Below are 26,096 nucleotides of genomic sequence, written 5' to 3'. Positions count from 1 at the left end.
CGCGGGGCTTCCCGTCAAGCTCGGCGTGAAGCTCTCGGACGACGCGGACGCCGTCCTCGACGGATGCGCCCCCGGCATCGCGATCCTGACGCTCTTCAGCCTGGTGGACGACATCGCTCCCTGCACCACCATCGTGCAGCGCATCCCGACCGTGCTCGCCGCGCCATCCGGCTACCACACCGTTGACGAGCTTGAGCCACTGCGCTACCAGACCGAGCCGATGATGGTCGAGGACCTCGCGTTCTAGCGTCTGCACTGCCGCGTTCCTTGCGCAGGATGGCGTAGCCGCCCCATCGTCGCAAGTAACGAGCCCGATGCAGAGAAGGACCCGCCCCCGTGCATGGGAGCGGGTCCTTCTCGCCTGATGACGCATGTGGTCGGCGCACGGACGCTAGTCCTCGATATAGTCCTTCAGGCGGCCGGAGCGCGACGGATGGCGCAGCTTTGCCAGCGTCTTGCTCTCGATCTGGCGGATGCGCTCGCGCGTTACGCCAAACTCGCGGCCGACCTCCTCGAGCGTGCGAGGATGCCCGTCCTCGAGGCCAAAGCGGAACTTGATGACCTTGCGCTCGCGGTCCGCGAGGCTGTCAAGCACCTGCTCAAGCTGCTCGCGAAGCATGGAGTCGCTCGCGGCCTCCGGAGGCGCGACGGCCGTGGAGTCCTCGATGAAGTCGCCGAGCTGGGAGTCCTCCTCCTCGCCGATTGGCGTCTCGAGCGAGACGGGCTCCTGGCTGATCTTCTGGATCTCGCGCACGCGGTCCGCGGAGATGCCCATCTCCGCGCCGATCTCCTCGGGGGTGGGGTCGCGTCCGAGGTCCTGCAGAAGCTGCCTCTGCACGCGGACGAGCTTGTTGATGGTCTCGACCATGTGGACGGGGATGCGGATGGTGCGCGCCTGGTCCGCGATGGCGCGGGTGATCGCCTGGCGGATCCACCACGTGGCATAGGTGGAGAACTTGAAGCCCTTCGTGTAGTCGAACTTCTCGACCGCACGGATGAGGCCGAGGTTGCCCTCCTGGATGAGGTCGAGGAACAGCATGCCGCGGCCGACGTAGCGCTTGGCGATGGAGACCGTGAGGCGGAGGTTGGCGCTGATGAGCGACTGCTTGGCCTCGAGGCCCACCTGCTCGATGCGCATGAGGCGACGCTGCTCGGCGCGGGTGAGCTCGATCTCGCCGTTCTCCGCGGCCTCGAGCTTCTTGGAGGCCTCGGTGCCGGCCTCGATCTTCATGGCGAGGTTGACCTCCTCTTGGGCGGTCAGCAGGTCTACCTTGCCAATCTCCTTCAGGTACATGCGCACCGGGTCGCCGGTCAGCATCACGGTCGAGCTGTCCGTGCGGCGCGAGCGCGCCCTGGAAGAGCGCTTGCGGGTCTTGCTCTTAGGGGTGGAGGAGCGCAGGATCTCGCTTGCGGCGCGGGCCTCCTTGCGGGCCTCCGCCAGCTCCTCGTCCTCCTCGTCGAGGTCGTCCCCGTCCTCGAGCTCGTCCTCGTCGTCCTCGTCGTCGAGGTCGTCGGACTCGCCCATGGCGGAGCCGCCGTCCTCCGCGTTCGCGATGTCGACGCCCTTGGCGCGGATGGCGTCGTACATGTCCGAAAGCTCGTCGTCGTCCACGTCCACCTCGGCGATGGCCAGCTGGATGTCGTCCTCGGTGATGCTGTTGTTGGAGCCGGACGCCTGCTTCACGAGCTTCTGGACGATGCCGTCAAGCTCGTCAGACAGCTGCGAGGAGCCCTCGGCAGTAGCCTTGTTGTTAGCCACGTATTTCCTTTCTACGCAGATGCGATAGGGAGTTTACCCAAAAATGCCGCCTACACAACGGCAGAAACGCTATTTGACAGCTCATTAATACGCTTTTGGAGCTCCGTCGCCCTCCTGAAGAGCTCTATCTGCCCCTCGTCGGGCACCGTGGACGACGACAGGCGCAGCCTTGCCTTTATCTCGCGCACCTCGCGGCGCTTGCTCCACAGCTCCACGACGTCGAGCAGGAAGTTCGCCCGCTGGTCGGCGGGCATGCGCGACGTGACCTCGAGCCTGCCGCCCGCAAGTATCTGCGGGGCCTCGGCCACTACGCCCGCCGCCGCGCGCACCACGTCCGCGGGCGGCGTGCCCGCGGGGGTCGCGAGCATGGCCCACGCCATGGCCTCGTAGCGCGAGTCGGACCACGTGAACGTGGCGATGCGCTCCCCGTGGCCGCGCATCACGTCCGGGTGCGACGCAATCATGGCGAGAAGCTCGCGCTCCGCGGCCGACTGCATCCTCTCGTCGTTCGAGAGCGCCGCGGTCGAGACGCCCTGCCCTTCTCGCCCAGCGCCTCCGTCCGCGGGCGCGTACGGACCGTCGTAGGCATCGTACGCGCCGTCATCGTAGCCGCTGCCATAGCCGCCTTCCTCATGGTAGGTGGGCGCGTCGTACGGCGGCACGTCACGCGACGACGCGCCTGTCGGCTGCCGGCGCCCATCCGCGCGCCCTCCCCCGTCGCGCTGGCCGGCCTTGCGGCGCTCCGTGGCGGCACGCTCGCGAATGACCTGCTTCACCCGCGCCACGTCGAACCCCAGCATGTCGCCCAGCTGCAGCGCGTAGCCGTCCAGCAGCATGCTGTCGCCCAGGGGCGCAAGGACGCCCGCCATGTCGTTCAGCGCTGCGACGCGCTTTCCGGGGACGGAGAGGTCGTAGCCGGCGAGCCGCTTGCCAAACACGAAGTCCATGAGCGGCTGGGCCGCCTCCAGGATGGGCCGAAGCGCGTCCGCGCCCCGGGCGGAGAGGAACTCCATCGGGTCCAGGTTGTCCGGCAGCACCACGCACAGCATCTCGACGCTCGTCTTGTCGATGTACTGCACGGCGCGCTCCGCGGCGCGCTGCCCGGCCTCGTCGCCGTCGAACATGCAGATGATGCGCCGCTTCGCGAAGCGCTCTATCAGCTTCACGTGGTCCATCGTGAGCGCGGTGCCCAGCGTGGCCACCGTGTTGGCGAACCCCGCCTCGTGCATCGCCATGACATCCGTGTAGCCCTCGCACACGATGCACGTGCCCGTGGCGGCCATGGACTCCTTCGCGCGGTCGAACGCGAACAGGTGCTTGCGCTTCGAGAAGACCGCGGTCTCCTTGGTGTTGAGGTACTTGGGCTTCGCGTCGCCCATGACCCTGCCGCCAAACGCTATGGTACGGCCCTGCTCGTCGTGGATGGGAAACATCACGCGGTCGAAGAACCTGTCGCGGAGCCTTCCGCCCTGCCCCTGCAGCGCAAGGTCCGAAGCCAGGATCTCCTGCATGGAGAAGCCGAGCTTGCGCAGGTGCTCCACGAGCGTCTGGTGCCCGGCCGCGAACCCCAGGCCCCAGCGGCGGCACACGTCCGAGCCAAAGCCGCGGCCGGCCAGGTAGGCGCGCCCGGCGTCCGGCCCCTCGCCGCGGCCGCGCAGCAGCATGGTGTTGTAGAACCGCTCCGCCTCGGTCAGGCACTCTATCAGGCGGTTGCGCCGCGGCCCCTTGCGGGCGGCGCCGCGCTCCTCCGTAAGCTCGATGCCCGCCTTGTCGGCCAGGTAGCGTATGGAGTCGGGAAAGTCCAGGCTCTCGCGCTTCATGACGTAGGCGAACACGTCTCCCCCGGCGCCGCAGCCAAAGCACTTCCACAGCCCCGTGGTGGGGTTCACGTGAAACGACGGGCTCTTCTCGTGGTGGAACGGACAGCAGCCCCAATAGTCCGCGCCGCGGCGCTTCAGCTCCACGGTCTCGCCCACGAGCTGCAGGATGTCCGTCGCCTGCCGCACGCGCTCCTTGTCCTCGTCCGTTATCAAGCGTCCACCCCCACTCCGCAAGAGCCTAGGTTAATTCGTACCCAGTCTATGTTGCCAAGAACCACACGCTCCAGCTCCTCGGTCGAATCGAAGGGCCTGGAGGCGCGCAGCCACCGCGCGAAGAGGACGCTCACCTCGCTTCCGTACAGGTCGCCGGCAAACCCCACGAGGTTCGCCTCGAGGAAGTTGTCCTCCGGCGCGCTGAACGTGGGCGGCTTCCCCACGTTGACCGCCGCCGGCCACGCCGTCCTCCCGTCGCACACCACACACGCGTACACGCCCGCCCTTGGCATGCAGTCCACGGGAGAAGTGCGCACGTTCGCCGTCGGAAAGCCAAACGCGGTGCCCTCGCCGCGGCCGTGCTCCACGGTGCCGCGCACGAAGTGCAGGCGCTCGAGGAGCCCGGCGGCGTCCTCCACCGCGCCCTTGTGCAGAAGGCTGCGGATCCTGGTGCTGGAGACCGGGCTTCCGCCCCGAGTCACGAGGTCGTGGCCGTGCACGGCGCAGCCCAGGCCGTCGCAGAACGCCGCGAGCGCACGCACGTCCCCCCTGCCTCCGGCGCCGACCCTGAAGTTGGTGCCGACGTGGATTGAGGCCGGGCGAACGACCCCGCCAAGCACCTGCGTGACGAAGTCCTGGTAGCCGGTCTGCTCAAGCTCCTCGTCAAAGCGCAGCACCACGACGGCGTCCGCGCCCAGGGACTCGATGGCGCGCACCCTGTCCGCCGTGGCAAGGAGCCTGGTGGACGGCTCCTCCCCCACCAGTAGCACGTCCGGGTCCGGGTCGAACGTCACGACCACGCACGGCAGGCCCCGCTCGTCCGCCTCGCGCCGCGCCGCCGCAATGAGCGCGCGGTGCCCGGCGTGCAGCCCGTCGAACGCGCCGATGGAGATGACGGCGTCGCACCCCGCGGGCAGCTCCGAGCCCTGGCGCACGTAGGCCGTGCCATGCCGCACGTCGCGGCGCACGTACGCCCCGCGGCGCATAAACAGGCCGCCGCGTACCAGGCCGGCGAGCGACTCTTCGTCAAGCGGCAGCTCTTGGCCCAGGACCTCCTCGCTCACCGCGCCACCCCCGTGACGCCGGAGGGGAAGTTGATCTGGCAGCGAAGCCGCTCGCCCTCGCGCTCCCATATGCCCACCAGGGCGTCGCCAAACGTCAGGCACACGCGGCCGCCCTCGGGCAGCCCCGCGTCCGTGCACGTAACGCGCTTGCCGCAGCGCACGTCCGCAAGCTCGTCCACCGTTAGCTCGCGCGCGGGAAGCCCCAGCTTCCGCACGGGGTCGAGCGCGCACTCCGCAAGCGCCCCCGCGCCGCGCCGCTCGAGCTCTTCCAGGGCGATGCAGTCCGCGAGACCGATGCCCCCGGACGCCGTGCGCCTGAGCTCCACCAGGTGCGCGGCGCTCCCGAGCGAGGCGCCCAGGTCGCGCGCGATGCTGCGCACGTACGTGCCCTTCGACACGGTGAACGCGCAGTCCCAGCACGGCTGGCCGTCCGGCCCCTCCGCGACCACGTCCAGAAGCACCGAGCTCATGATCGTCACGTGCCGGCTCTTCAGCTCGACCTCCTGGCCCTTGCGCGCGCGTTCGTACGCCCTGACGCCCCCGACCGATATGGCCGAGAAGGACGGCGGCACCTGGTCCTGCTCGCCCTCGAGCCCGGCCACGACGCCGGCCGCGAACTCGCGCGAGAGGACGTCCGCCGGCGCATCCCTGCGCAGCACGACCTCGCCCTCGGCATCGTCCGTGGCGGTCTGCGTGCCGAACGCGATGCGCGCGACGTAGGACTTCGTGTCCGCCGTCAGCAGGCCCATGAGCCGCGTGCCCTGGCCCACGCCCACGACGAGCACGCCGGACGCGAGCGGGTCCAGCGTGCCGGCATGGCCGACGCGCTTCTCGCCCAGCGCCCTGCGCACGTGGTTCACTACGTCATGGCTGCTCAGGCCCACCGGCTTGTCTATGGCCAGCAGGCAGTTTATTCCGCTTTGTCCTCGCTTCAACTACTCACCGCTTCCAGCCTGCGCGGCCCTGCGCGCCGCGCGGTCAGCCTCGATCAGCCGGGGGTCCAGCCGCTCTCCGATGATGGTGCCGTCCGGGTCGACGTACTCGAACAGCGAGCGCAGCGGCGGCAGCACCGCCGCGAGCGCCTGGTCGATGTCGCCGTCGAACGTGAACCCGGCAGCGGCCTTGTGACCGCCGCCCCCAAGGAGCCTCGCGATCTGCGAGACGTCCTTGTCCGTCTTCGAGCGGATGTTTCCGCGCACCTTGCCGCCGGGCACCTCCTTAAGGAACAGCGCGACCTCAGAGCCGGACACGCTGCGCACGACGTCCACGAGGCCGTCGCACTCGTCCAGGCTCGCGCCCGTGCGCTCCAGGTCCGCGGACGTGGCGTAGCTGTACGTGATCTTTCCGCCCGCGAAGCTCGTGATGCGGCCCATCACGAGCGCCTCGAGGTGCAGGAACGACAGGCTGAAGTTCTGGTACACGTTGAGCGAGAGCTCTGACGGCGACGCGCCGCAGTCCACGAGCAGCGACGCGACGGAGAACGCCTCCGGGTCCGCGTTCTGGTACTGGAAGCGGCCGGTGTCCGTCGCGATGGCGCAGTACAGGCATCGCGCGACGTCGCTCGTAATCTCGACGCCGAGGTACAGGGCAAACTCCGCGACGAGCACGCCCGTGGCGGCCGCGCTCGGGCGGATGAGGCTCGCGTCGGCGTACGGCTCCTCGCACGGGTGGTGGTCGATGATCGCCGTGCGGGCAGACCTGCGCATCACGGGCTCCGCGTCGTTCAGCCTGTGGGCGACGGAGAGGTCGACGCTGACGAACAGGTCGGGGTCGCCCTCGTAGTCGCATGCGCGGACGAGTCCGGCGCTGCCCGGGAGGTACGAGTAGATCCTGGGCACGTCGTCCGCATCCGCCAGCAGTCCGCAGACGCGCTTCTCGGGCCAGCGCATGCCAATGACCCGGGCGAGCCCCAGGGTGGATCCCAGGGCGTCGCCGTCGGGATTGGTGTGCGCGCAGATCGCGATGGTCGAGCTCTTCTCTATGAGGCGCGCTATCTCCGCGAAGCGCGCCTCCTGCTCGGGGTTCTTGCTAAGACCCATGGCCGGGCTACTCGCCTCTCTCCTCGTCGCCCGCGGGCGCCTCGCCTAGGGGATAGCCGTTCTCGTCCTTCTCGACCGAGAGCGTGGGCGGAACGTTCTCGAGCGCGATGGCGATGCGCTCGGCCTCGTCCGCCGTGGTGTCGATCTGGAAGATGAGCTCCGGCGTCACCCGCCAGCCCAGGGCGTGGCCCAAGAGGCTGCGGATGCGGCCCTTCGCCCGCTGGAGGGCGGCCGCCACGGACTCGTAGCGGTCGCGGTCGCAGCTGACGTAGGCCTTCAGCACGGACTTGTCGACCGAGACCTCCACGCCCGTGAGGGTTACGAGCGCGAGGTCGGGGTCGGAAACCTCGAACAGGAGGATGTTGGCGAGCTTCTCGCGCGCGAGGTTGTTCGCGCGTCGGGAATTCTGGTTCTGCTTCATGTCTCTACTCCGTACGTGCTACTTCCTCGATGCGGTAGGACTCGATGACGTCGCCCACGTGGATGTCCTGGAAGTTCTCGAGGCCGATGCCGCACTCGAAGCCGGCCTTGACGGACTTCACGTCGTCCTTGTAGCGGCGCAGCGACGCGAGCTTGCCCTCGTACACGACGATGCCGTCGCGGACGAGCCTGCAGAGGTCGTCGCGCGAGACCTCGCCGTCCTGGACCATGCAGCCCGCGGCGATGCCGACCTTCGGCACCTTGAACGTGTTGCGGACCTCGATGGTCGCGGTCTGGACCTCCTGCTCCGTCGGCTTGAGCATGCCGATGCGGGCGGCGTCGATGTCCTCGATGGCCTTGTAGATGACGCTGTAGGTACGGATCTCGACGCCGTCGCGCTCCGCAGCGGCTTTCGCCTTGGCATCCGGACGCACGCCGAAGCCGATGATGATCGCGTTCGAGGCGTCCGCCAGGGTGACGTCGGTCTCCGTGATGGCACCGACGGCGGAGTGGATCGTGTTGATGCGCACCTCGGACTGGTCCATCTTGTCCAGCGAGTCCTGAAGGGCCTCGATCGAGCCCTGGACGTCCGCCTTGATGATGAGGTTGAGCTCCTTCACCTCGGCGTCGGCCATGGTGTCGAACAGGTTCTCGAGCGTGACGTGCTTGACCTTGTTCTGCTCCTCGATGCGGGCCTTGAGGGCGCGCTCGTCAGCGAGGCTGCGCGCCTCGCGCTCGTCCTGGAACACGCGGAACTCGTCGCCGGCCATGGGGACGCTCTGCAGGCCGAGCACCTCGACCGGCGTCGACGGCGTGGCCTCCTTCACGTTGTTGCCGCGCGAGTCGATCATGGCGCGGATCTTGCCGTAGGACATGCCCGCGACGATCGCGTCACCCACGCGCAGCGTGCCGCGGTTGACCAGCAGCGTCGCGACGGAGCCGCGACCGCGGTCGAGCTTCGCCTCGAGGACGTTGCCGGACGCGAACGTGTCCGGGTTCGCCTTGAGCTCGAGCACGTCGGCCTCGAGCAGGACGGCCTCGAGCAGGTCGTCGATGCCGATCTTCTTCTTCGCGGAGATGTCGACGAACATGTTCTGTCCGCCCCACTCCTCCGGGATGATGCCGTACTCGGTCAGCTCCTGGCGCACGCGCGTCGGGTCGGCACCGGGCTTGTCGATCTTGTTGACGGCCACGATGATGGGGACCTCGGCGGCCTTCGCGTGGTTGATGGACTCGATGGTCTGCGGCATGACGCCGTCGTCGGCGGCGACGATCAGGATGACGATGTCCGTCACCTTCGCGCCACGCGCACGCATGGCGGTGAACGTCTCGTGACCCGGCGTGTCGATGAACGTGATCGTGCGACCGTTGATCTGCACCTGCGAGGCGCCGATGGCCTGCGTGATGCCGCCGGCCTCGCCCGCGGCGACGCCGGTGTGGCGAATCGCGTCCAGAAGCGACGTCTTGCCGTGGTCGACGTGGCCCATGACCGTGACGACGGGCGGACGCGGCTTCAGGTCCTTCGGGTCGTCGTAGAACGAGAAGGAGTTCTCCTCCTCCTTCGTCATGATCTTGATCTCGCGGCCGAGGTCGTCGGCGACGAGCTCGATGAGGTCGTCGGACATGGACTCCGTCACCGTGAGCGGCGTGCCGAGCAGGAACAGGCGCTTGATGATGTCGTTCGCGGGAACGCCGAGAAGATCGGCGAGCTCCGCGACGGTGGAGCCCTGCGGGACCTTGACCGTGTCGAGCTGGGACAGGTCCTGGTCGTTTGCGATGGCCTCCTCTATGCGCTTCTCCTCAGCCTTCTCGGCCTGCTGCTTCTTCCTGCGCTCCTTGCGCTTCTTGCGGCGTCCGGTGGACTCGCGCGTCGCCTCCTCGACGGCCTCGCGCGCCTCCTCCAGGACCTGGTTGTACTCCTCCGCCTCGCGGGCCATGCGGCTGTAGCGGTCCTCGCCCTGGCCGCCGCGGCGCTGGCCCTTGCGGCCGCCCTTGCCGTGACCCTTGCCGGAGTGATCGGACTCGCCCTCCATCTCACCGGGGGCGACGGGAGCCCTGTGGGAGCTCCTGTGCTGGGACTCCGCGCCCTTCTCGCCGCGGCGGTCCCTGCGCGGCCCCCTGCTCTCCTCCTTCTTCTTCGCCTGCTCCTCGGCCTGCTCCTTCAGGATCTCCTCCTGCTGGGCGATCTGGTCGAGCAGGCTCGTGAAGGACGGGATGGACTTCGGGGCGTTGTCGCGCACGCGGTTGCGCTCCTCTTCCTCCTTGCGGCGCTTCTCCTCCGCAAGGCGCTCCTCCTCGGCCTTCTTGCGCGCGGCCTCCTCGGCGGCGCGGCGCCTCTCCTCCTCGGCGCGCTCCTTCTCGCGGCGCTTCTCGGCGGCGATGCGCTCCTTCTCGGCCTTGGCGGCCTCCTCGCGCTCCTTCTTCGCCTTCGCCTCTGCCTCGGCGCGCTTCTGCGCCTCGATCTCGGCGGCGCGCGCCTCCAGGATCGGCTTCAGCTTCTTGCGAATGATGGAGACGTACGCGTCCTCGAGCGTGGACGAGGGCGACTTCGCGGGTATCTTCATCTCGGCAAGGTGACCAAGCATCTCCTTGCTCGTCATTCCATATTCCTTGGCCAGATCATGCACACGAGTCTTTGCCATAAAACCAACCTTCCAGAGTGGGACGGGAAACGTTCATATTCTTTCGACTCGCAGCTAGATCAGGGAGTCGGGATCGTCGGACACGGTGGAGTCCGCGTACTGCGCGAGCTTCTCGTGGATGCCGCAGAAGCGCGAGCCCGGGCGCGCCATGTTGCGGCACTGGATGCCGGTCGGCCCGGTGTACTCGCAGCGGTGCTCGCCCTCCTCCGCGACGACGTCCACGTCCTCGGGCATCTCGCTCATGACCTTGCGCGCAAGCGACTCGTTCTTGATGTCGATGTGCATGCCCGTGAGCCTCGCGGCCAGCCGGGCGTTCTGGCCCTCCTTGCCGATGGCGAGGGACAGCTGGTCGTCCGGAACGATGACCGTGGCGTAGTTGTCCTCGTCGTCCACCAGCACGCGCGAGACGCGCGCCGGGGACAGCGCGTTCGCGACGCACTTCGCGGGGTCGTCGCTCCAGAGCACCACGTCCACGCGCTCGCCGCGCAGCTCGGACACGACGGCACGCACGCGGCTGCCCTTCGGGCCGACGCAGGCGCCCACCGGGTCGAGGCGGTCGTCAAGCGAGCTCACGGCCACCTTCGAGCGGACGCCGGCCTCGCGCGCGATGGAGCGGATCTCGACGACTCCGTCGTAGACCTCTGGCACCTCGAGCTCGAACATCCTGCGGATGAGGTCCGGATGGGTGCGGGACACCACGATGGACGGGCGCTGGCGCTCGCCGCGCACGGGCTGCTGGTTGCTGTTGGGGTCGCGCACGTCGATGATGATCGCGCGGATCTGCTGGTGGTGGGAGTAGCGCTCGCCCGCGGGGCGCTCGTTCAGCTCGTCCGGGTAGCGGCGCTGGTCGAAGTACGGCAGCTCCGCCTCGACGCCCTCGCGTATCTTGATGATGGCGAAGTCCGGCGTCGTCTGCAGCACGGTGCCCGTGATGATGTCGCCGATGCGCTTCGAGAACTCCTCGTAGATCTGCTGGCGCCCGGCGTTGCGCACTATGTCGTTGATGACGGACTTCGCGTGCGTGTACGCGGTGCGGCTCGTGTCCTTAGGCGTCACGTCCACCTCGTCGAAGTCGGTGTACAGGCCGGTCTCGTCGTCCCAGGACTCCTCCTTCGGGACGAGCTTGTACACGTAGACCTTGCCCGTCTCGCGGTCGATCGTCACACGCGCGCCGTCCTGCAGGTGCATGACCTCGGCATAGCTCTTCGCCAGGGACTGCTCGAGCTGGTCGATCAGGTACAGCTCGTCGATGTGCTTCTCCTGGCACAGTGCCATAAGTGCTTCCATCATCTCTGATGCCATGGTGCTTCCTCTCACGAGTTAAGATTCGAAATCCAATGCCGGCGCCCGCCGGCCGCGTTGCCTAGAACCTTGGCTTTATCTTGCAGCTCTTGATGTCGTCAAGACCGAACGAGAACTCCTCGCCGTCGCACTCCACGACGACCCTGCCGTCCACGAGCCCCTTCAGCGTGCCCGTGTAGTGCCTGCGTCCCTCGCGGTCGAACGTGTTCAGCGACACGTCCTCGCCCGCGAAGCGCTCGAAGTCGTGCGCGCGGCGCAGCGGCCTCGACAGGCCGGGGCTCGATATCTCGAGCGTGTACGAGCCCGGGAACGGGTCCCTCTCGTCGATGACCGCGTTCACCCAGTCGCTCTGGGCCGTGACCTCGTCCAGCGTTATCGTGGGCAGTGACTCGTCCGCATGGTCGAGCCTCACGCGCACGACCGGCGCCTTCGACGCGCCGACGACCTCGACGTCCACCACGTCGATGCCGTGCTCCGGGGCGGCCGCCTCGAGCGCGGCAAGCAGCTCCCTCTCGATATCCGTGGACGCCATGGGTCCTCCTTCCCGGGCTGCGGCCCGACATACAGAAAGGAAGCGGGGCGAGAAAATCCACCCCACTTCCTCGAACAATCACGATTAAGCTATAGATACTCTAGCACGTCGGCCCCGCGCCCGCCAGACGCGTCGGGCCGACACAATTTCTTCGCAACCCCGGCGCGTCCGTCGCCGTCCGCGGCAGCCGCGGACGCAGCGCGGCAGGACACGCGCTACAGCGCGACGATGTTCACGAGCCTCCCGGGCACCACGATGACCTTCTTGATGTCCTTGCCCTCAAGCTGCGCGGCTACGGCCTCCCTCGCGGCCGCCTCGAGCTCGTCCTTCTTCGCGTCGGCCGGGACGTTGATGCGGGCGCGCACCTTGCCCTTGATCTGCACGGCAATCTCGACGGTGTCGCTCTTCGCCTGCGCGGCGTCGAACTCGGGCCAGGGCTCGTTGTACACGGAGCCCGTCATGCCAAGCGCCTCGTGGAACAGCTCCTCCGCCCAGTGCGGGCAGATCGGCGCGAGCATGGTCACGATGTCGTGGGCGACGCGGTGGCACAGCGCGCCGTCGCGCTTCTCGGCGTCCACGTCGTTCACGTACTTGCTCGCGGCGTTCGTCAGCTCCATCACCGCAGAGATAGCGGTGTTGAACTGGCCACGGTCGAAGTCGTTCGTGCACTTGATGCCCATCTCGTGCAGGACGCGGTTCAGCTCCTTCGCATCCGCGTCGAGCGCCTTCGCGTCCACCTCGCCGGCCTTGGCGCCGTCGACGAGCTGCCACACCACGCGCCACGCACGCTTGATGAAGCGGTTCGCGCCGGCAACGGCCTCGGGATCCCAGTCGAAGTCCTTCTCGGGCGGCGCCACGAACAGGATCGCCAGGCGCATGGTGTCAGCGCCGTACGGGTCGATCACGCTTGAGGGCGGCACGACGTTGCCCTTGGACTTGCTCATGGTGTCGCCGTTCTCGTCCTTCACCATGCCCTGGCACAGCAGGTTCGTGAACGGCTCGTCCACGTCGACCATGCCAAGGTCGCGCAGGACCTTCGTCCAGAAGCGGCTGTACAGCAGGTGTAGGATGGCGTGCTCGATGCCGCCGATGTAGTTGTCCACCGGCATCCAGCGGTCCACGGCCTCCTTAGAGAACGGCGCCTCGTCGTTGTGGGGGTCGCAGTAGCGCAGGTAGTACCAGCTGGAGCACGTGAACGTGTCCATCGTGTCCGTGATGCGCTTCGCGGGGCGGCCGCACTTGGGGCACGTCGTCTCGTAGAACGGCGCATACTCCGCCAGCGTGTCGCCGGCGCCCAGGTCGAGGTTCTCGGGGAGAAGGACCGGGAGCTCGTCCTCGGGGACGGGCACGTCACCGCAGTGGTCGCAGTGGATCATGGGGATGGGGTTGCCCCAGTAGCGCTGGCGGCTGATGAGCCAGTCGCGCAGGCGGAACTGCACCGTCGGGCGGCCGCAGTCGTGCTCCTTCAGCCACGCGGTGATCGCGTCGACCGCCTCGGAGTGCTTGCCGCCCTTCAGGCCCGTGAACTCGCCGGACTGCACGAGGTATCCCTCGGCCACCATGGCCTTGTCCCAGTCCACGGAGCGTACGCGGAGCTCCTTCTCGTCCTTGAGCTCCTCGTACAGGGGGTCGTCCTTCTCGCAGATGATCGGCGCGATCTCCAGGCCGTACTTGCGGGCGAAGTCGAAGTCGCGCTGGTCGCCGCAGGGCACGCCCATGACGGCGCCAGTGCCGTAGTCCATGAGGACGTAGTCCGCGACCCACACGGGCGCGGGCCGGCCGTTGATCGGGTTGATGACGTAGCGGCCGGTGAAGACGCCGTGCTTCTCGCGCTCCGAGCCCTGGCGGTCGACGGCCGAGACCTTCTCGGTCGCGGCCTTCAGCGCCTTGAAGTCGGCCTCGTACTTCGTGCCGGCAACCAGCTCCGCCGCGAGGTCGCTCTCGGGCGGCAGAACCATGAAGCTCACGCCAAACAGCGTGTCGGCGCGCGTGGTGAACACGGTCACCTTGCGGTCCGTGGGGGTCACGCCGTCCTCGGCGGCGAGGCGGAAGTCAATCTCGGCTCCCTCGGAGCGGCCGATCCAGTTGCGCTGCTGCGCCTTCACGTTCTCCGGCCAGCCGGTGAGCTTGTCGAGGTCGTCTAGCAGCTCCTGCGCGTAGTCCGTGATCTTGAGGTACCACTGGCTGAGGTTGCGCTTCTCGGGCACGGAGCCGCAGCGCCAGCACCTGCCATCGACGACCTGCTCGTTCGCGAGCACGGTCTTGCACGTCGGACACCAGTTCACGGGGCTCGTGGCGCGGTACGCCAGGCCCTTCTTCCACATCTGGATGAACATCCACTGGCCCCACTTGTAGTACTCGGGGTCGCAGGTGTTGAACATGCGGTCGTAGTCGTAGCTGAAGCCCATGCGCTTCATGGTCTTGACGGCCTGCGCGATGTTCTGGTGCGTCCACTTGGACGCCTGCGTGTTGTGCTTGATGGCCGCGTTCTCGGCGGGGAGGCCGAACGCGTCGAAGCCCATGGGATGCAGCACGTCGTAGCCGCGCATGCGGGCCTGGCGCGCCATCGCGTCGCCGATGGTGTAGTTGCGCGCGTGGCCCATGTGCAGGTCGCCCGAGGGGTACGGGAACATCTCGAGCACGTACTTCTTCGGCTTCGCCGGGTCCGTGTCCGTCTTGTAGAGGTCCTCTTCCTCCCAGATCCTCTGCCACTTGGTCTCTATCGCCTGCGCGTCGTACGCCGGGAACGTGCCCTCGGCGGCGTCGTTGTTGTCAGCCATTTGGTTCCTCTCCTAGCAATGCACACTAGCTGCAATTTAGCACGCCCTAGTATAGCGAAACGCACCGGACAGCATGCCGGCGCGTTACGCGGCGTAAACGTTGTCGCCACAACGTGGCCCCAGGACGCCCCAACCGCTGCGGCCCTGCCGCTCGCAGACCAATTAGCACCGCCGCGCGACGACCCCGCGCGCGCGGTTGCTGTTCAATTTCTGAACGGGTTTCGTTGGCCTGGAGGCTGCATGGCGCAGCAAACGCCCGATCAAAGGAGAAGCGCATGTCAAGGAACGCCATTGCCATCGTGTCGGCCGCGGCCATCGCCCTGTCGCTTGGGGCGTGCTCGGGAGGTGTTATCTCGCCGGGTTCTGGGTCCGACGGCTCCGTGGGGGCCTCCGTAAGGGTGCCGTATGACCCCGCGAAGGTCGACGAAAGGGTCGCGAAGGCCGGCAAGAGGGTCATGGACGACACCGACGCCTACGTCGAGGCGTACAAGAAGCAGGAGGCCGCGTCCGTCGACACGAGCATGGAGCTCGCAACGAAGACGCGGTCGAAGCTCGAGGCGCTGAGCAAGTCGCTGGAGAAGTTGAACAAGGCGTACGACGCGAAGGACGACTGGAACACTGACACCCAGCAGTACTACATCGACCTCATGGCATACGAGAGCGAGCGCGCCGTCGAGGTGAGGCCCGCGAGCTCCGACGACGGGTCCTACAGCTGATGTGCGCGTATGCCTAGATCACGTAGCACCACGCCGGCTCTGCGTCGTCCGGCTTGTGGACGATGGTCTCCTGGTTAAGGATGACGCGCGCGTTCTGCGGGACGGACTCGCACACGAAGGCGGAGCCGCTGATGACGGCACCGCTTCCGATGACGGTCTCGCCTCCCAGGATGGACGCGTTCGAGTACACCGTGACGTAGTCCCCGAGCGTGGGGTGGCGCTTCTTTCCCGAGAGGAGCTGGCCCTTGCGGGTGGAGAGCGCGCCGAGCGTGACGCCCTGGTAGATCTTCACGTGATCGCCGATGTCGGTGGTCTCGCCGATGACGACGCCCGTGCCGTGGTCGATGAAGAAGTACTTGCCGATGTTTGCGCCGGGATTGATGTCGATTCCCGTCTTGCTGTGGGCGTGCTCGCTCATCAGTCGCGGGATAAGGGGCACGTTAAGCCCGTACAGAACGTGGGCGATGCGATAGACGAAGATTGCGTACAGGCCGGGATATGCGACGAGCACCTCTTCGAGACTTCCTGCCGCGGGGTCTCCGTCGTAGAGCGCCTGGATGTCCGTCATCAGGAGCTCGAGGACCTGGGGCAGGCTGTCGAGAAAAACGTTCGCCACGTGGGAGGCGCGCTTTCCCGCCTCGTCGCGGCTCAGGTCGCCGTCGTCGAACAGCAGCGCCTCGAGCACCTGCCCCTGCAGCACGCGCTCGATGTGCAGGATGCGCTCGCGCGTGAGGTAATCGTTGCTCTCCCCCGCCGCGCTCTCGTTGTCGAAGTAGCCGGGAAACAGCAGGCGACGTATGTCCGAGATCAGCTCGACGCAGGCGCTCCTGCTTGGAAAGTGACGCCGCGTGCCGCCGAAGAAGCTCTTCTCGGCAGCGTACTCCACGTTCATGGCAGCCAGTCGCTCCGCCACACCGCAACTCTTCATGCTCATCACCCCATCGTCCGCGCGCGGACGTCGTCCCAAACAAAAACCCACCGCCACGCTATGAGTTGGCGGTGGGTCAATGCTACATCAGTCGGGCGCCCGCGGCTAGACGCGGATTTGCACTACGACCTGAAGTTCGTGCTGGAGTCGGAGTCCTTCAGGATGACGTCGTGCGCGCCGCCCTCGACGAGCGAGGTGGAAGAGACGAGCGTGATCTTCGCCTTGTCGCGCAGCTCCTCGAGCGTAAGCGCGCCGCAGTTGCACATCGTGGAGCGGACCTTGGTGAGCGACTGGTCCACGTTGTCCTTCAGCGGGCCGGCGTACGGGACGTAGGAGTCGACGCCCTCGACGAACGAGAGCTTCTTCGCGCCACCCATGTCGTAGCGGGCCCAGTTGCGGGCACGTGCGGAGCCCTCGCCCCAGTACTCCTTCACGTAGTTGCCGTTCACGTTCAGGCGACGGGTCGGGGACTCGTCGAAGCGCGCGAAGTAGCGGCCGAGCATGAGGAAGTCCGCGCCCATGGCGAGCGCAAGCGTCATGTGGTAGTCGTACACGATGCCACCGTCGGAGCAAACGGGGACGTACACTCCCGTCTCCTTGAAGTACTCGTCACGCGCGCGGCACACGTCGATGAGGGCGGACGCCTGTCCGCGGCCGATGCCCTTCTGCTCGCGGGTAATGCAGATGGAGCCGCCGCCGATGCCGACCTTTACGAAGTCCGCGCCTGCCTCAGCGAGGTAGCGGAAGCCATCGGCATCGACGACGTTGCCCGCGCCGACCTTGACCGCGTCGCCGTAGCGCTCGCGAATCCAGTCCAGGGTGAGCTTCTGCCACTCGGAGTAGCCCTCGGAGGAGTCGATGCACAGCACGTCCGCGCCGGCCTCCACCAGCAGGGGCACGCGCTCCTCATAGTCGCGCGTGTTGATGCCGGCGCCGACGACGTAGCGCTTGTGCTCGTCGAGCAGCTCGTCCGGACGGGACTTGTGGGAGTCGTAGTCCTTGCGGAACACGAGCGAGGACAGGTTGCCGTTCTTGTCGACGACGGGCAGCGTGTTGATCTTGTGGTCCCAGATGATGTCGTTGCAGATCTTGAGCGACGTGCTCGTGTCAGTCGTCACGCACTCGGCCGCCGGCGTCATGAACTCCGCGACCTTCTTGTTGCGGTCGTCGCGGGAGACGCGGTAGTCACGGGAGGTGACGATGCCGCAGAACTTGCCGTGCGGCGTGCCGTCCGCGGTGACGGGCATCGTGGTGTGACCCGTGCGGTCGCGGATGTCGAGCACGTCCTGCAGCGTCATGTCAGGGGTGAGCGTGGAGTCGGACACCACGAAGCCGGCCTTGTACGTCTTCACCTCGCGCACCATCGCGGCCTCGTCCTCCGGGGTCTGCGACTGGTAGATGAACGAGATGCCGCCCTGCTGGGCGAGGGCGATGGCCAGGCGCGGGCCGGAAACTGCCTGCATGACCGCGGACACCATGGGGATGTGCATCTTGATGGCCGGCTCCTCGCCGCGCTTGAACTTCACGAGCGGGGTCTCGAGCGAGACGTTTGCCGGGATGTTCTCCCGAGAGGAATAACCAGGGACGAGTAGGTACTCAGAGAAGGTGTGGGATTCCCCCTCGAAGAACGTTGCCATGCGCAATCTCCTTTACTCCATATGCCGTTTGTCGACTCGTTTGCTCACGCCGCCGATACGATTTGACCGATTGTAGCACCTTGTGGCAGGTACGAACTACCTTGTGCCACCGTCACTCACCACCTCATCAAAGTTAACCGCGATGTCGTGCTTCACGGGCACCCAGTCGACCTTCTTGAACAGGGCCACCACGTTGATGGGGATGTACGAGAGCTCGAATATGGGGAACGTGAATACGTTCGCGATCACGCGCCAGCGGCTGCGCGCGTGGATGTGTCTGCGCTCCGATATCGTGGTGACGAGCCCCATGAGGAAGAACATCCCATACGAGGACACGAGCGTGGTCACGATAGACCCCACGCACGCGCCGAGCTCGCTCTGCGTCGCGATGAAGCCGCGGCTCGCCGTGCCGATGATGAGGTACGCGAGGTTCACGAACACGGAGATGATGGTGAGGAACATCGCGGGCGACATGGTCATGAGCATGTCGTACGACGCGAAGAAGTGCCCCCTGAAGATGCCGCGCACGAGGTCTCGCCAGTACGAGAAGAACACCTGGTATCCGCCGCGCGACCACCTCATGCGCTGCGTCCACGACGTCTTGAAGTCAGTCGGCTGCTCGTCGAAGAACTCCGCCGGCGCATAGCCGATCCTTATGTTGTGAGAAGCGCAGAACGCCGTGAACTGGAGGTCCTCCGTGAGCGTGTGGAACATCCAGCCGTGCATCCCGCGGATGATGGACGCCGAGACGAGCCAGCCGGACCCCGAGATCGCGCAGCTCGTCCCCAGCAGCATGCGCGCGTTGTTGAGGTAGCGCGACTCGCGCATGAACCAGAGCGAGTAGCCCGCGCTCACCCAGCTTGAGTCGAAGTTCTTGGAGTTGCGGTAGCTCGTGCAGACGAGGAACCCCTGGTCGAAGGCCTTGTTCATGATCTCGACGTAGTCCGGCGAGATCACGTTGTCGGCATCCATCACGAAGAAGCCCTCGTACGGGCACTCCTGCTGGTTCAGTATCCTGTCGAACGCGAAGTCCAACACCCAGCTCTTGCCACGTCGTGCGAGGTCGTTTCGCTCCCACACGATGGCGCCGGCCTCCCGGGCGACCTCCACCGTCCGGTCCGTGCACGCGTCCGCTACGACGTAGCAGTCTATGAGGCCGTCGTAGCGCTGCGCCTTGATGGAGCGCACGAGGTTGCCGATGACCGACTCCTCGTTGTGCGCCGCGATGACGAACGCGTACGAGTGGCTCCTCTTCGCGACGGGCAGCTTCACCTCTCCGCGAATCATGACCCAGATGGTATAGAAGACCTGGTAGAGGTATGCGAGCGTGAAGAGGGCCCCCACGAGGTTGTTGAAGACTGTGATGGGGGTCGTCCCGAGCCTGGCCAGTTCCACGCGGCATCCTTCCACAACTGATGGTGGCCCTAGGACCCTGCCACGAGCAGGGGGCAGATCTTCTCCCCCGCTTGGGTGCGGCCCATAGAGCGGTCATGTAGCGATTCTAGTACAGACGAGAGGTCGGGGGGCAGGCGGTCCGCAAGCTCGATGGTCTCTCCAGTAACGGGGTGGTCGAAGCGGATGTGCCACGAGTGCAGGAACTGGCGACGCAACCCCATGTTGGTGCGGTCGTCGCCGCGGCCGTAGAGCTGGTCCCCAACGCAGGGATGGCCCGCGTGACGCATGTGCACGCGGATCTGGTGCGTGCGCCCGGTGTAGAGGTGGCACTCCAGAAGCGAGAAGCCCTCGTCGAACCTGCCGGCCTCGAAGCGCTCGAGCGTGCGGAACGTCGTGATGGCCTCGCGCGCACCCGGGTCGTCCGAGACCGTCATGCGGAGCCGGTCGCGACGCGAGCGCGCGATGCCCGTGGTGATGGTACCGGAGTCCGGCGCGACGTAGCCGTGCACGAGCGTGACGTAGCGCCTGTCGAGCACGCGCAGGCGGATGAGGTCCTGCAGCGCCTTCTGCGTGGCGTCGTCCTTAGCGCACACCATGAGGCCGGAGGTGTCCATGTCGAGCCGGTGCACGATGCCGGGCCTGTCGTCCCCCTGCAGCATGCCGAGGTGCCCGTAGCCGCAGCGCGCGACGAGCGCGTTCGCGAGCGTGTCGTCCACGTGGCCCGGGCTGGGGTGGCACACGAGCCCCGCCTGCTTGGAAAGCACGATGAGGTGGTCGTCCTCGAAGCGCACGTCGAGCGGGATGGACGGGTTGGGCGCGAGCGCCCCGTCCTCGGGCTCCGGATCGGGAAGGCGCGCCTGGATGCGGTCCCCAAGGCACACGGTCTCGCTCTTGGACGTCGCGAGCGTCGAGTTTATGGTGACCTCGCCTGCCGCGACGAGCTTTGCGCACGCACTGCGAGAAGGGCATCCGTCCACGCTCGCGAGGAACGTGTCGAGTCTCAGCCCGTCTGACTCCGGGCCCACGAGGGCGTTCACGATGACGGCCATGTCCTTCTCACCCGTTCCTCTCCTTTGCACGGGCGTGGGCCCGGACGAAGCCGGACCCACGCCTTGGGCTTGCGTTGTGTCTTGACGCCCGCTACCTGCCGCCGGCGTCCGCGTTTGCGCGCTCGCGCCCGGACTCCCACACGTTGTACGCGACAAGCGCGCACACGATGCCGCACGTCACGAAGATGTCGGCGACGTTGAACACCGGGAAGTCGACGAACGAGGTCGCGAGGAAGTCCGTGACGTAGCCGGCGCACAGTCTGTCGACCATGTTGCCGACGCCGCCACCCGCGACGCACGCGACGGGCAGCACGAGCGACAGGGGTATGTCCTCGCGCCACACGTACGCGAACGCCACGCACACGACGGCGGCCGCGATGAGCACGAACAGCGGTCCCGCCCCACGACCGAGGCTGAAGGCCGCGCCGTCGTTCTTCACGTACAGGAGGTCCAGCACCCCCGGGACGAGGGTCTGGCGCTCCCCCACGCGCAGGACGGAGCGCACCGCGAGCTTTGTGGTCTGGTCAAGCACCAGCACGAGGCACACGGCGACCCAGAACACGATCGCCCGGGTGCCCCTTGCCGAAACCTTGCTCGTCGCTACCACGCTACCGCTACTCCTCGTCCGCGAGCTGCGCCACGACGTCGTGGCACCTCTCGCACAGGCCGTCCTCGCCGAGCTCGCGCCAGTTCCAGCAGCGCGGGCACTTCTCGCCGTTGGCGGGAAGCACCTCGCAGGAAAGCTCCTCGCCGGCGTGCATGCACACGTCGGAGCACACGAAAGCCTCCGCCAGGTCGCAACCGGTCTGCGCGAGCACGTCGTACTGCTCCTGCGGGAGCGTCAGCTCCGCGCGGGCCGCCTGCGTCGTCTTCTCCTCGAAGACGCCGGACGCCGCGGCCTCCTCGTAGGCCTTGGTGAACGCGCCGCGCGCCTCGACGAGCGCCCGGTACGCGGGCAGAAGGCCCTGGTACACGTCCTCGTCGACGGGGTTCTGGTACCAGTCCAGAAGGGCGGCGTACGTCTGGCCGTCGCGCATGGACTCCGGCAGGTACTGCATGATCTCGTCCGTGGTGTACACGAGGACGGGCTGCAGGTCGTGGACGAGCATCGTGAGGATGTGCGCCCACGTCGTCTGCGCGGACAGGCGCTCGTGCGTGCCCTTTCCGCCGCAGTACGTGCGGTCCTTTGTGGCGTTGAGGTAGCCGTTGGACAGCTCCGTCACGTAGTCGTACAGGTTGCGGTACACCACGTTGAAGCGGTACTCGGAGTATGCCTTCGTCACGACGTCGTGGACCTCGCACATGTGGGCGAGCGTCAGCTTGTCGAACGGCTCGAGCTCGTCGAACGGCAGGCCGTCCGTCGCCGGGTCGAACTGGCCCTCGAGCTCACCGAGCAGGAAGCGCAGGGTGTTGCGGATCTTGCGGTACGCGTCGCCGACGTGCGAGAGGATCGTGTCATCGCACGGGACGTCCACGGAGGTGTCGACGGACGCGAGCCACAGGCGCAGGACGTCGGCGCCCTCGTTGTCGCACACGCTGTTCGGGTCGATGACGTTGCCGAGCGACTTGCTCATCTTGCGGCCCTGGCCGTCGAGCGTGAAGCCCTGGCTGATGACGGCCTTGTACGGCGCCTTGTCGTACGCGCCGACCGACGTCATGAGCGAGCTCATGAACCAGCCGCGGTGCTGGTCGGAGCCCTCCAGGTACACGTCCGCCGGGAACTTGAGGTAGCCGCGGTGCTTGCAGACGGCGGTGTGGCTGACGCCGGAGTCCCACCAGACGTCGAGGATGTCCTTGTTCGCCTTCAGGTGGTGGCTGCCGCACTTGGGGCATACGCAGGCGTCGCCCAGGTAGCTCGCGGGGTCCTCGGTGAACCAGGCGTCGGAGCCCTCCCTGCGGAAGAGCTCGATCACCTTGTCGAGCGTGTCGTCGTTCATGACGGTCTCGCCGCAGTCCTGACAGGTGAAGGCAGGGATGGGCACGCCCCAGTTGCGCTGGCGAGAAATGCACCAGTCAGGCCTGCCCTCGACCATAGAGGTGATGCGGTTGCGGGAGTGCGCGGGGTAGAACTTGACCTTCTCGAGCTCGCGGAGGGCATCCTTGCGCAGGCCGGTCTTGTCCATCGAGACGAACCACTGGCTCGTGGCGCGGAAGATGACGGGCTGCTTGCAGCGCCAGCAGTGCGGGTAGCTGTGCGTGATGTCCTCGTGCAGGATGAGCGTGCCGCGCTCCTGGAGCCACTCGATGATCTTGGGGTTCGCGTCGTTCACGTTCATTCCGGACCACGGGCCGCCCGTGCCCATGCCGTCGCCCCTGTAGAAGTTGCCGTCGTCGTCGACGGGCATCACGACGGGGATGTTGAAGCGCATGCCCGCGTTGTAGTCGTCGACGCCGTGACCGGGCGCGGTGTGGACGATGCCGGTGCCGTCGTCGAGCGTGACATAGTCCGCATAGATGAACTCGCCCTCGACGCCCTGGCCGCCAAAGATCGGCTGCTTGTACTTGTTGTGGCAGAGGTCCGTTCCGGACATGCGCCACACCTCGCCGTCGGCGCGGCGGGCGAGCTCGAAGGACTCGTAGCCAAACTTCTCGCAGTCCTTCTCGACGAGCGCCTCCGCCATGATCTCGGCGCGGCCGTCCACGACGACCGCGACGTAGTCTGCCTCGGGGTGCAGGATGACGGCGTCGTCGGCGGGAAGGGTCCACGGGGTCGTCGTCCAGATGTCGACCCAGAGCCTGCCCTCGTAGGCCTCGAGGCCCTCGGGAACCGTCGTCATCTCGAAGCGCACGAAGATGGCGGGGCTGACCTCGTCGCCGTACTCGATCTCGGCCTCGGCGAGCGCCGTGTGGCAATGCGTGCACCAGTGCACGGGCTTGCGGCCGCGGTAGATGGCGCCCTTGTCGAAGATCGCCTTGAAGATCTCCACGTCGGTCGCGTCGTAGTCGTGCGTGTAGGTGAGGTAGGGGTTTCCCCACTCGCCCAGGACGCCCAGGCGCTTGAAGCCCTGGCGCTGGGTGTCGACCTGCTCTACGGCCATCTTGCGGCACAGCTCGCGGATCTTCACCGTGGGGAGCTGGTTGAACTTATCGGTCCCGAGCATCTGCTCGACCTTGTGCTCGATCGGCTGTCCGTGGCAGTCCCAGCCGGGCACGTACGGCGTCTGGTATCCACGCATCGACCAGTAGCGGTTGATGATGTCCTTAGAGATCTTGTTCTGGGCGTGGCCAAGGTGGATCGGGCCGTTGGCGTACGGGGGTCCGTCGTGGAGCACGAACTTCTCGTGCCCCTCATTCTTCTTGAGCAGCTGGCCATAGACGTCGTTCTCGTCCCAGCCCTTGAGCCTCTCGGGCTCGTGCTGGGCGAGGCCGGCCCGCATCGAGAACTTGGTCTTGGGCAAGTTCATCGTCTTCTTGTACTTGTTTGCCACCTCGTGTCCTTCCCTTTCCTGGGCACCCACGAAAAGGAGCGCCCGTCCCTCCTGCTGGGACGAAGCGCTCCGATTACACTTCGCTTGTGACCACCCAGCGAGCGGATTTCCGCCTTACTCGGTAGACCTGTGTCGGCGGTCTCTCCGGCGGCGCCTACTTGCCGGCGCCACCGGCTTTCGGACCGCAGCTCCGGGGTGATCTTCCCCTGAACGCGACCGCGGGCTCCCACCGTCCCCGCTCTCTCTTGGCCGCCCCGTCCAAGGTACTCTCCCCATCAACGCAGCACGCCGAATGATAGCACTTGCCGGCCGTTCGCGGAACAATCGTGGCGCGGGCCGACAACTAAATTGACATTCTGCATACCCGGGGCTAGCGCCGGGCGAGAAGGACTGTCCCTCTCGCCCAGACAAAAACGGGGTCCCGCACGCCGCGGGGCCCCGTCTAAGTCTCTGCGCCTGCGCCCCCCTGCCGAGGGGTCCGGGCTACTGCTCGCTTCCGTACTTCGGTGCGAAGCCGTCGTCGCGGTTGAGGATGTTCATGAACTCCTCGCCCGTAATGGTCTCCTTCTTCTGGAGGTAGTGCGCGATCTCGTGGAGCTTGAAGCGGTTGTCGCGCAGGGTCTTCAGGGCAGTCTGATGGCCCTTCTCCACGATGGCCGTCACCTCGTTGTCGATCTCGGTCGCCGTCGCGTCGGAACACGTGAGCTCCGTGCCTCCGCCGAGGTAGCGGTTGCGGGACTCGCCGAGCGCCACCATGCCGAACTTGTCGGACATGCCGAGCTGCGTCACCATGGCGCGCGCGATCTTCGTCGCCTTCTCGATGTCGTTCGCGGCACCGGACGTCATGTGTCCGAAGATGAGCTCCTCTGCTGCGCGGCCGCCGCACAGCACCGCGATGCGCTGCTCGTACTCCTCGCGCGTCGTGAGGTAGTGCTCGTCCTCCTCCGCCTGCATGGTGAAGCCGAGCGCTCCGGACGTGCGCGGAACGATCGTGATCTTCGAGACGGGCGTCTTGCCGTCCTGGACGGCCGCGACGATGGCGTGGCCGGTCTCGTGATACGCGACGACCTCCTTCTCGTGGTCGTTCAGCACCGTGGACTTCTTCTTCTCGCCCGCGATGACCACGTCGACGGACTCCGTGATGTCCTCCTGCGTCACGCGGGAGCGGCCCATGCGGACGGCCCTGAGAGCCGCCTCGTTGATGATGTTCGCGAGGTCGGCGCCGGAGGCTCCCGGCGTGGTGCGCGCCACGAAGCCGAAGTCGATGCCGGGCTCCATCTTCACGTCGTTCGCGTGAAGCTTCAGGATCGCCTCGCGGCCCACGAGGTCCGGTAGCTCGACGGGGATGCGACGGTCGAAGCGGCCGGGGCGCAGCAGCGCCGGGTCCAGCACGTCGGGCTGGTTCGTCGCGGCGAGCACGACGATGCCCTTGTGGTTGTCGAAGCCGTCCATCTCGGTCAGGAGCTGGTTGAGCGTCTGCTCGCGCTCGTCGTTCGAGTTGATCGAGACGCCGCGCTTCTTGCCGATGGTGTCGATCTCGTCGATGAACACGATGCACGGTGCCTTCTCGTTTGCCTGCTTGAAGAGGTCGCGCACCTTCGCGGCACCGCGGCCCACGAACATCTCGACGAACTCGGAACCCGAGATCTGGAAGAACGGGACGTCCGCCTCGCCGGCGACCGCCTTCGCAAGCAGCGTCTTGCCCGTGCCCGGAGGACCAACGAGCAGCGCGCCGCGCGGGCAGCGGGCGCCGATGGCCGCGTACTTCTCGGGGTGGGCGAGGAAGTTCACGATCTCCTGCAGCGACTCCTTCGCCTCATCCTGCCCGGCGACGTCCTTGAACGTGACGCCGGTCTCCTTGCCCTTGACCTCCTTGGCGTTCGAGCGGCCGAGCCCTCCGCCCATGCCGAAGCCGCCGCCGAAGTTCATGGAGGGTCCGTCGTCACCCATCTGCTTGCGCAGCCTCCTGTTCAGGAGGTAGCCGCCGCCGAAGATGATCGCGATGGGAAGGATGTAGCTCAAGATCATGTACAGCCACAGGTCGTCGCTGTCGTCGGGAATCTCGGCCGAGAACTTCACGCCGGCATTGCGCAGGCGCTTCACGAGCCCCGAGTCGTTCGGGAACTGCGTGGTCTCGTAGGTCACGCCCTCCTTGTCGGTCGTGAACCTGATCTTGCTGTCGCCGGTGTTCAGCTTGACGGTCTTCACGTCCCCGTCGTCCACCATGTCGATGAACTGGCTGTAGCTCACCTCTTGTACCTGGGACTGCGTGATGCTGGGGTACAGGTACGCACGCAGGCCGATTGCAAGCGCGATGGCGATGATCAGGTACACGATCATCGATTGTCGCTTCTTCTTGTCGTCCATATCCG

Annotated in this window: 19 protein-coding genes; 2 read left to right on the top strand and 17 right to left on the bottom strand. The window is 66.6% G+C overall.

From position 1 onward, the window contains the following. Nucleotides 1-25 precede the first annotated feature (25 nt). Nucleotides 26-247: a hypothetical protein gene (locus HF885_RS10300; RefSeq protein ID WP_206109745.1), complete on the top strand. Its 222-nt coding sequence runs from the start codon at nucleotides 26-28 to the stop codon at nucleotides 245-247. 144 nt (nucleotides 248-391) lie between these two features. Here the strand turns inward: HF885_RS10300 and rpoD are convergent, their stop codons facing one another. The 10 genes from rpoD to leuS form a co-directional block, all read right to left on the bottom strand. Beyond that, a complete protein-coding gene (rpoD, locus tag HF885_RS03265; protein WP_170103521.1) occupies nucleotides 392-1,759 on the bottom strand; it encodes an RNA polymerase sigma factor RpoD in 1,368 nt (455 codons plus the stop codon). A gap of 50 nt (nucleotides 1,760-1,809) precedes the next feature. After that, nucleotides 1,810-3,792 carry a DNA primase gene (dnaG, locus tag HF885_RS03260; RefSeq protein ID WP_170103520.1) on the bottom strand — a complete coding sequence of 661 codons (1,983 nt, stop codon included), beginning with the start codon at nucleotides 3,790-3,792 and terminating at the stop codon, nucleotides 1,810-1,812. Beyond that, nucleotides 3,789-4,856, bottom strand: a complete 1,068-nt coding sequence (gene ribF / locus HF885_RS03255) for a riboflavin biosynthesis protein RibF (protein WP_170103519.1) — start codon at nucleotides 4,854-4,856, stop codon at nucleotides 3,789-3,791. Before ribF ends, dnaG begins: the two co-directional genes overlap by 4 nt. Next, entirely contained in the window at nucleotides 4,853-5,791 is a 939-nt protein-coding gene (gene truB / locus HF885_RS03250; RefSeq protein WP_170103518.1) for a tRNA pseudouridine(55) synthase TruB, read from the bottom strand. The genes ribF and truB overlap by 4 nt, the downstream gene beginning before the upstream one ends. Beyond that, nucleotides 5,792-6,895: a DHH family phosphoesterase gene (locus HF885_RS03245; protein ID WP_170103517.1), complete on the bottom strand. Its 1,104-nt coding sequence runs from the start codon at nucleotides 6,893-6,895 to the stop codon at nucleotides 5,792-5,794. It lies immediately after the preceding gene. A gap of 7 nt (nucleotides 6,896-6,902) precedes the next feature. Continuing rightward, nucleotides 6,903-7,316 (bottom strand): 30S ribosome-binding factor RbfA, encoded by a 414-nt coding sequence (gene rbfA / locus HF885_RS03240; RefSeq protein WP_170103516.1) that lies wholly within the window; start codon nucleotides 7,314-7,316, stop codon nucleotides 6,903-6,905. Between the two features lie 4 nt (nucleotides 7,317-7,320). Continuing rightward, on the bottom strand, nucleotides 7,321-9,957 hold the full coding sequence (gene infB, locus HF885_RS03235; RefSeq protein WP_170103515.1) for a translation initiation factor IF-2: 2,637 nt from the start codon (nucleotides 9,955-9,957) through the stop codon (nucleotides 7,321-7,323). Nucleotides 9,958-10,011: 54 nt separating this feature from the next. After that, nucleotides 10,012-11,259 carry a transcription termination factor NusA gene (nusA, locus tag HF885_RS03230; RefSeq protein WP_170103514.1) on the bottom strand — a complete coding sequence of 416 codons (1,248 nt, stop codon included), beginning with the start codon at nucleotides 11,257-11,259 and terminating at the stop codon, nucleotides 10,012-10,014. A gap of 61 nt (nucleotides 11,260-11,320) precedes the next feature. Beyond that, nucleotides 11,321-11,791 (bottom strand): ribosome maturation factor RimP, encoded by a 471-nt coding sequence (gene rimP / locus HF885_RS03225; RefSeq protein ID WP_170103513.1) that lies wholly within the window; start codon nucleotides 11,789-11,791, stop codon nucleotides 11,321-11,323. Between the two features lie 215 nt (nucleotides 11,792-12,006). Then, nucleotides 12,007-14,571, bottom strand: a complete 2,565-nt coding sequence (leuS, locus tag HF885_RS03220) for a leucine--tRNA ligase (RefSeq protein WP_170103512.1) — start codon at nucleotides 14,569-14,571, stop codon at nucleotides 12,007-12,009. A 275-nt stretch (nucleotides 14,572-14,846) separates the two neighbouring features. On the opposite strand from leuS, the gene HF885_RS03215 reads away from it, so the two are divergent. Next, nucleotides 14,847-15,287, top strand: a complete 441-nt coding sequence (locus tag HF885_RS03215; protein ID WP_170103511.1) for a hypothetical protein — start codon at nucleotides 14,847-14,849, stop codon at nucleotides 15,285-15,287. A 13-nt stretch (nucleotides 15,288-15,300) separates the two neighbouring features. Here HF885_RS03215 and HF885_RS03210 read toward each other — a convergent pair whose 3' ends face one another. The 7 genes from HF885_RS03210 to ftsH all read right to left on the bottom strand — a co-directional run bounded on the left by HF885_RS03210 (nucleotide 15,301) and on the right by ftsH (nucleotide 26,091). Next, on the bottom strand, nucleotides 15,301-16,215 hold the full coding sequence (locus tag HF885_RS03210; protein ID WP_170103510.1) for a serine O-acetyltransferase: 915 nt from the start codon (nucleotides 16,213-16,215) through the stop codon (nucleotides 15,301-15,303). Nucleotides 16,216-16,337: 122 nt separating this feature from the next. Continuing rightward, nucleotides 16,338-17,852 (bottom strand): IMP dehydrogenase, encoded by a 1,515-nt coding sequence (locus HF885_RS03205; protein WP_170103509.1) that lies wholly within the window; start codon nucleotides 17,850-17,852, stop codon nucleotides 16,338-16,340. Nucleotides 17,853-17,948: 96 nt separating this feature from the next. Beyond that, nucleotides 17,949-19,247: a glycosyltransferase family 2 protein gene (locus tag HF885_RS03200; RefSeq protein WP_170103508.1), complete on the bottom strand. Its 1,299-nt coding sequence runs from the start codon at nucleotides 19,245-19,247 to the stop codon at nucleotides 17,949-17,951. Between the two features lie 29 nt (nucleotides 19,248-19,276). Continuing rightward, nucleotides 19,277-20,296 carry an RluA family pseudouridine synthase gene (locus HF885_RS03195; RefSeq protein ID WP_170103603.1) on the bottom strand — a complete coding sequence of 340 codons (1,020 nt, stop codon included), beginning with the start codon at nucleotides 20,294-20,296 and terminating at the stop codon, nucleotides 19,277-19,279. 91 nt (nucleotides 20,297-20,387) lie between these two features. After that, nucleotides 20,388-20,903, bottom strand: coding sequence for a signal peptidase II (gene lspA, locus HF885_RS03190; RefSeq protein WP_170103507.1), 516 nt, complete (start codon nucleotides 20,901-20,903; stop codon nucleotides 20,388-20,390). A 7-nt stretch (nucleotides 20,904-20,910) separates the two neighbouring features. Next, a complete protein-coding gene (gene ileS / locus HF885_RS03185) occupies nucleotides 20,911-23,724 on the bottom strand; it encodes an isoleucine--tRNA ligase (protein WP_170103506.1) in 2,814 nt (937 codons plus the stop codon). A gap of 483 nt (nucleotides 23,725-24,207) precedes the next feature. Further along, nucleotides 24,208-26,091 (bottom strand): ATP-dependent zinc metalloprotease FtsH, encoded by a 1,884-nt coding sequence (ftsH, locus tag HF885_RS03180; RefSeq protein ID WP_170103505.1) that lies wholly within the window; start codon nucleotides 26,089-26,091, stop codon nucleotides 24,208-24,210. Nucleotides 26,092-26,096: the final 5 nt, after the last annotated feature.

This window comes from Parafannyhessea umbonata (assembly GCF_012844235.1).
Taxonomy (GTDB): domain Bacteria; phylum Actinomycetota; class Coriobacteriia; order Coriobacteriales; family Atopobiaceae; genus Parafannyhessea.
This window is presented reverse-complemented; position numbering and strand designations above follow the sequence as displayed.

Coding starts and splice junctions, on each gene's coding strand:
- HF885_RS03205 (WP_170103509.1), bottom strand. CDS start 17,852: ATGGCAACGTTCTTCGAGGGGGAATCCCACACCTTCTCTGAGTACCTA.
- HF885_RS03210 (WP_170103510.1), bottom strand. CDS start 16,215: ATGAAGAGTTGCGGTGTGGCGGAGCGACTGGCTGCCATGAACGTGGAG.
- HF885_RS03215 (WP_170103511.1), top strand. CDS start 14,847: ATGTCAAGGAACGCCATTGCCATCGTGTCGGCCGCGGCCATCGCCCTG.
- rbfA (WP_170103516.1), bottom strand. CDS start 7,316: ATGAAGCAGAACCAGAATTCCCGACGCGCGAACAACCTCGCGCGCGAG.
- infB (WP_170103515.1), bottom strand. CDS start 9,957: ATGGCAAAGACTCGTGTGCATGATCTGGCCAAGGAATATGGAATGACG.
- ftsH (WP_170103505.1), bottom strand. CDS start 26,091: ATGGACGACAAGAAGAAGCGACAATCGATGATCGTGTACCTGATCATC.
- nusA (WP_170103514.1), bottom strand. CDS start 11,259: ATGGCATCAGAGATGATGGAAGCACTTATGGCACTGTGCCAGGAGAAG.
- rimP (WP_170103513.1), bottom strand. CDS start 11,791: ATGGCGTCCACGGATATCGAGAGGGAGCTGCTTGCCGCGCTCGAGGCG.
- HF885_RS03195 (WP_170103603.1), bottom strand. CDS start 20,296: ATGGCCGTCATCGTGAACGCCCTCGTGGGCCCGGAGTCAGACGGGCTG.
- HF885_RS03245 (WP_170103517.1), bottom strand. CDS start 6,895: ATGGGTCTTAGCAAGAACCCCGAGCAGGAGGCGCGCTTCGCGGAGATA.
- leuS (WP_170103512.1), bottom strand. CDS start 14,571: ATGGCTGACAACAACGACGCCGCCGAGGGCACGTTCCCGGCGTACGAC.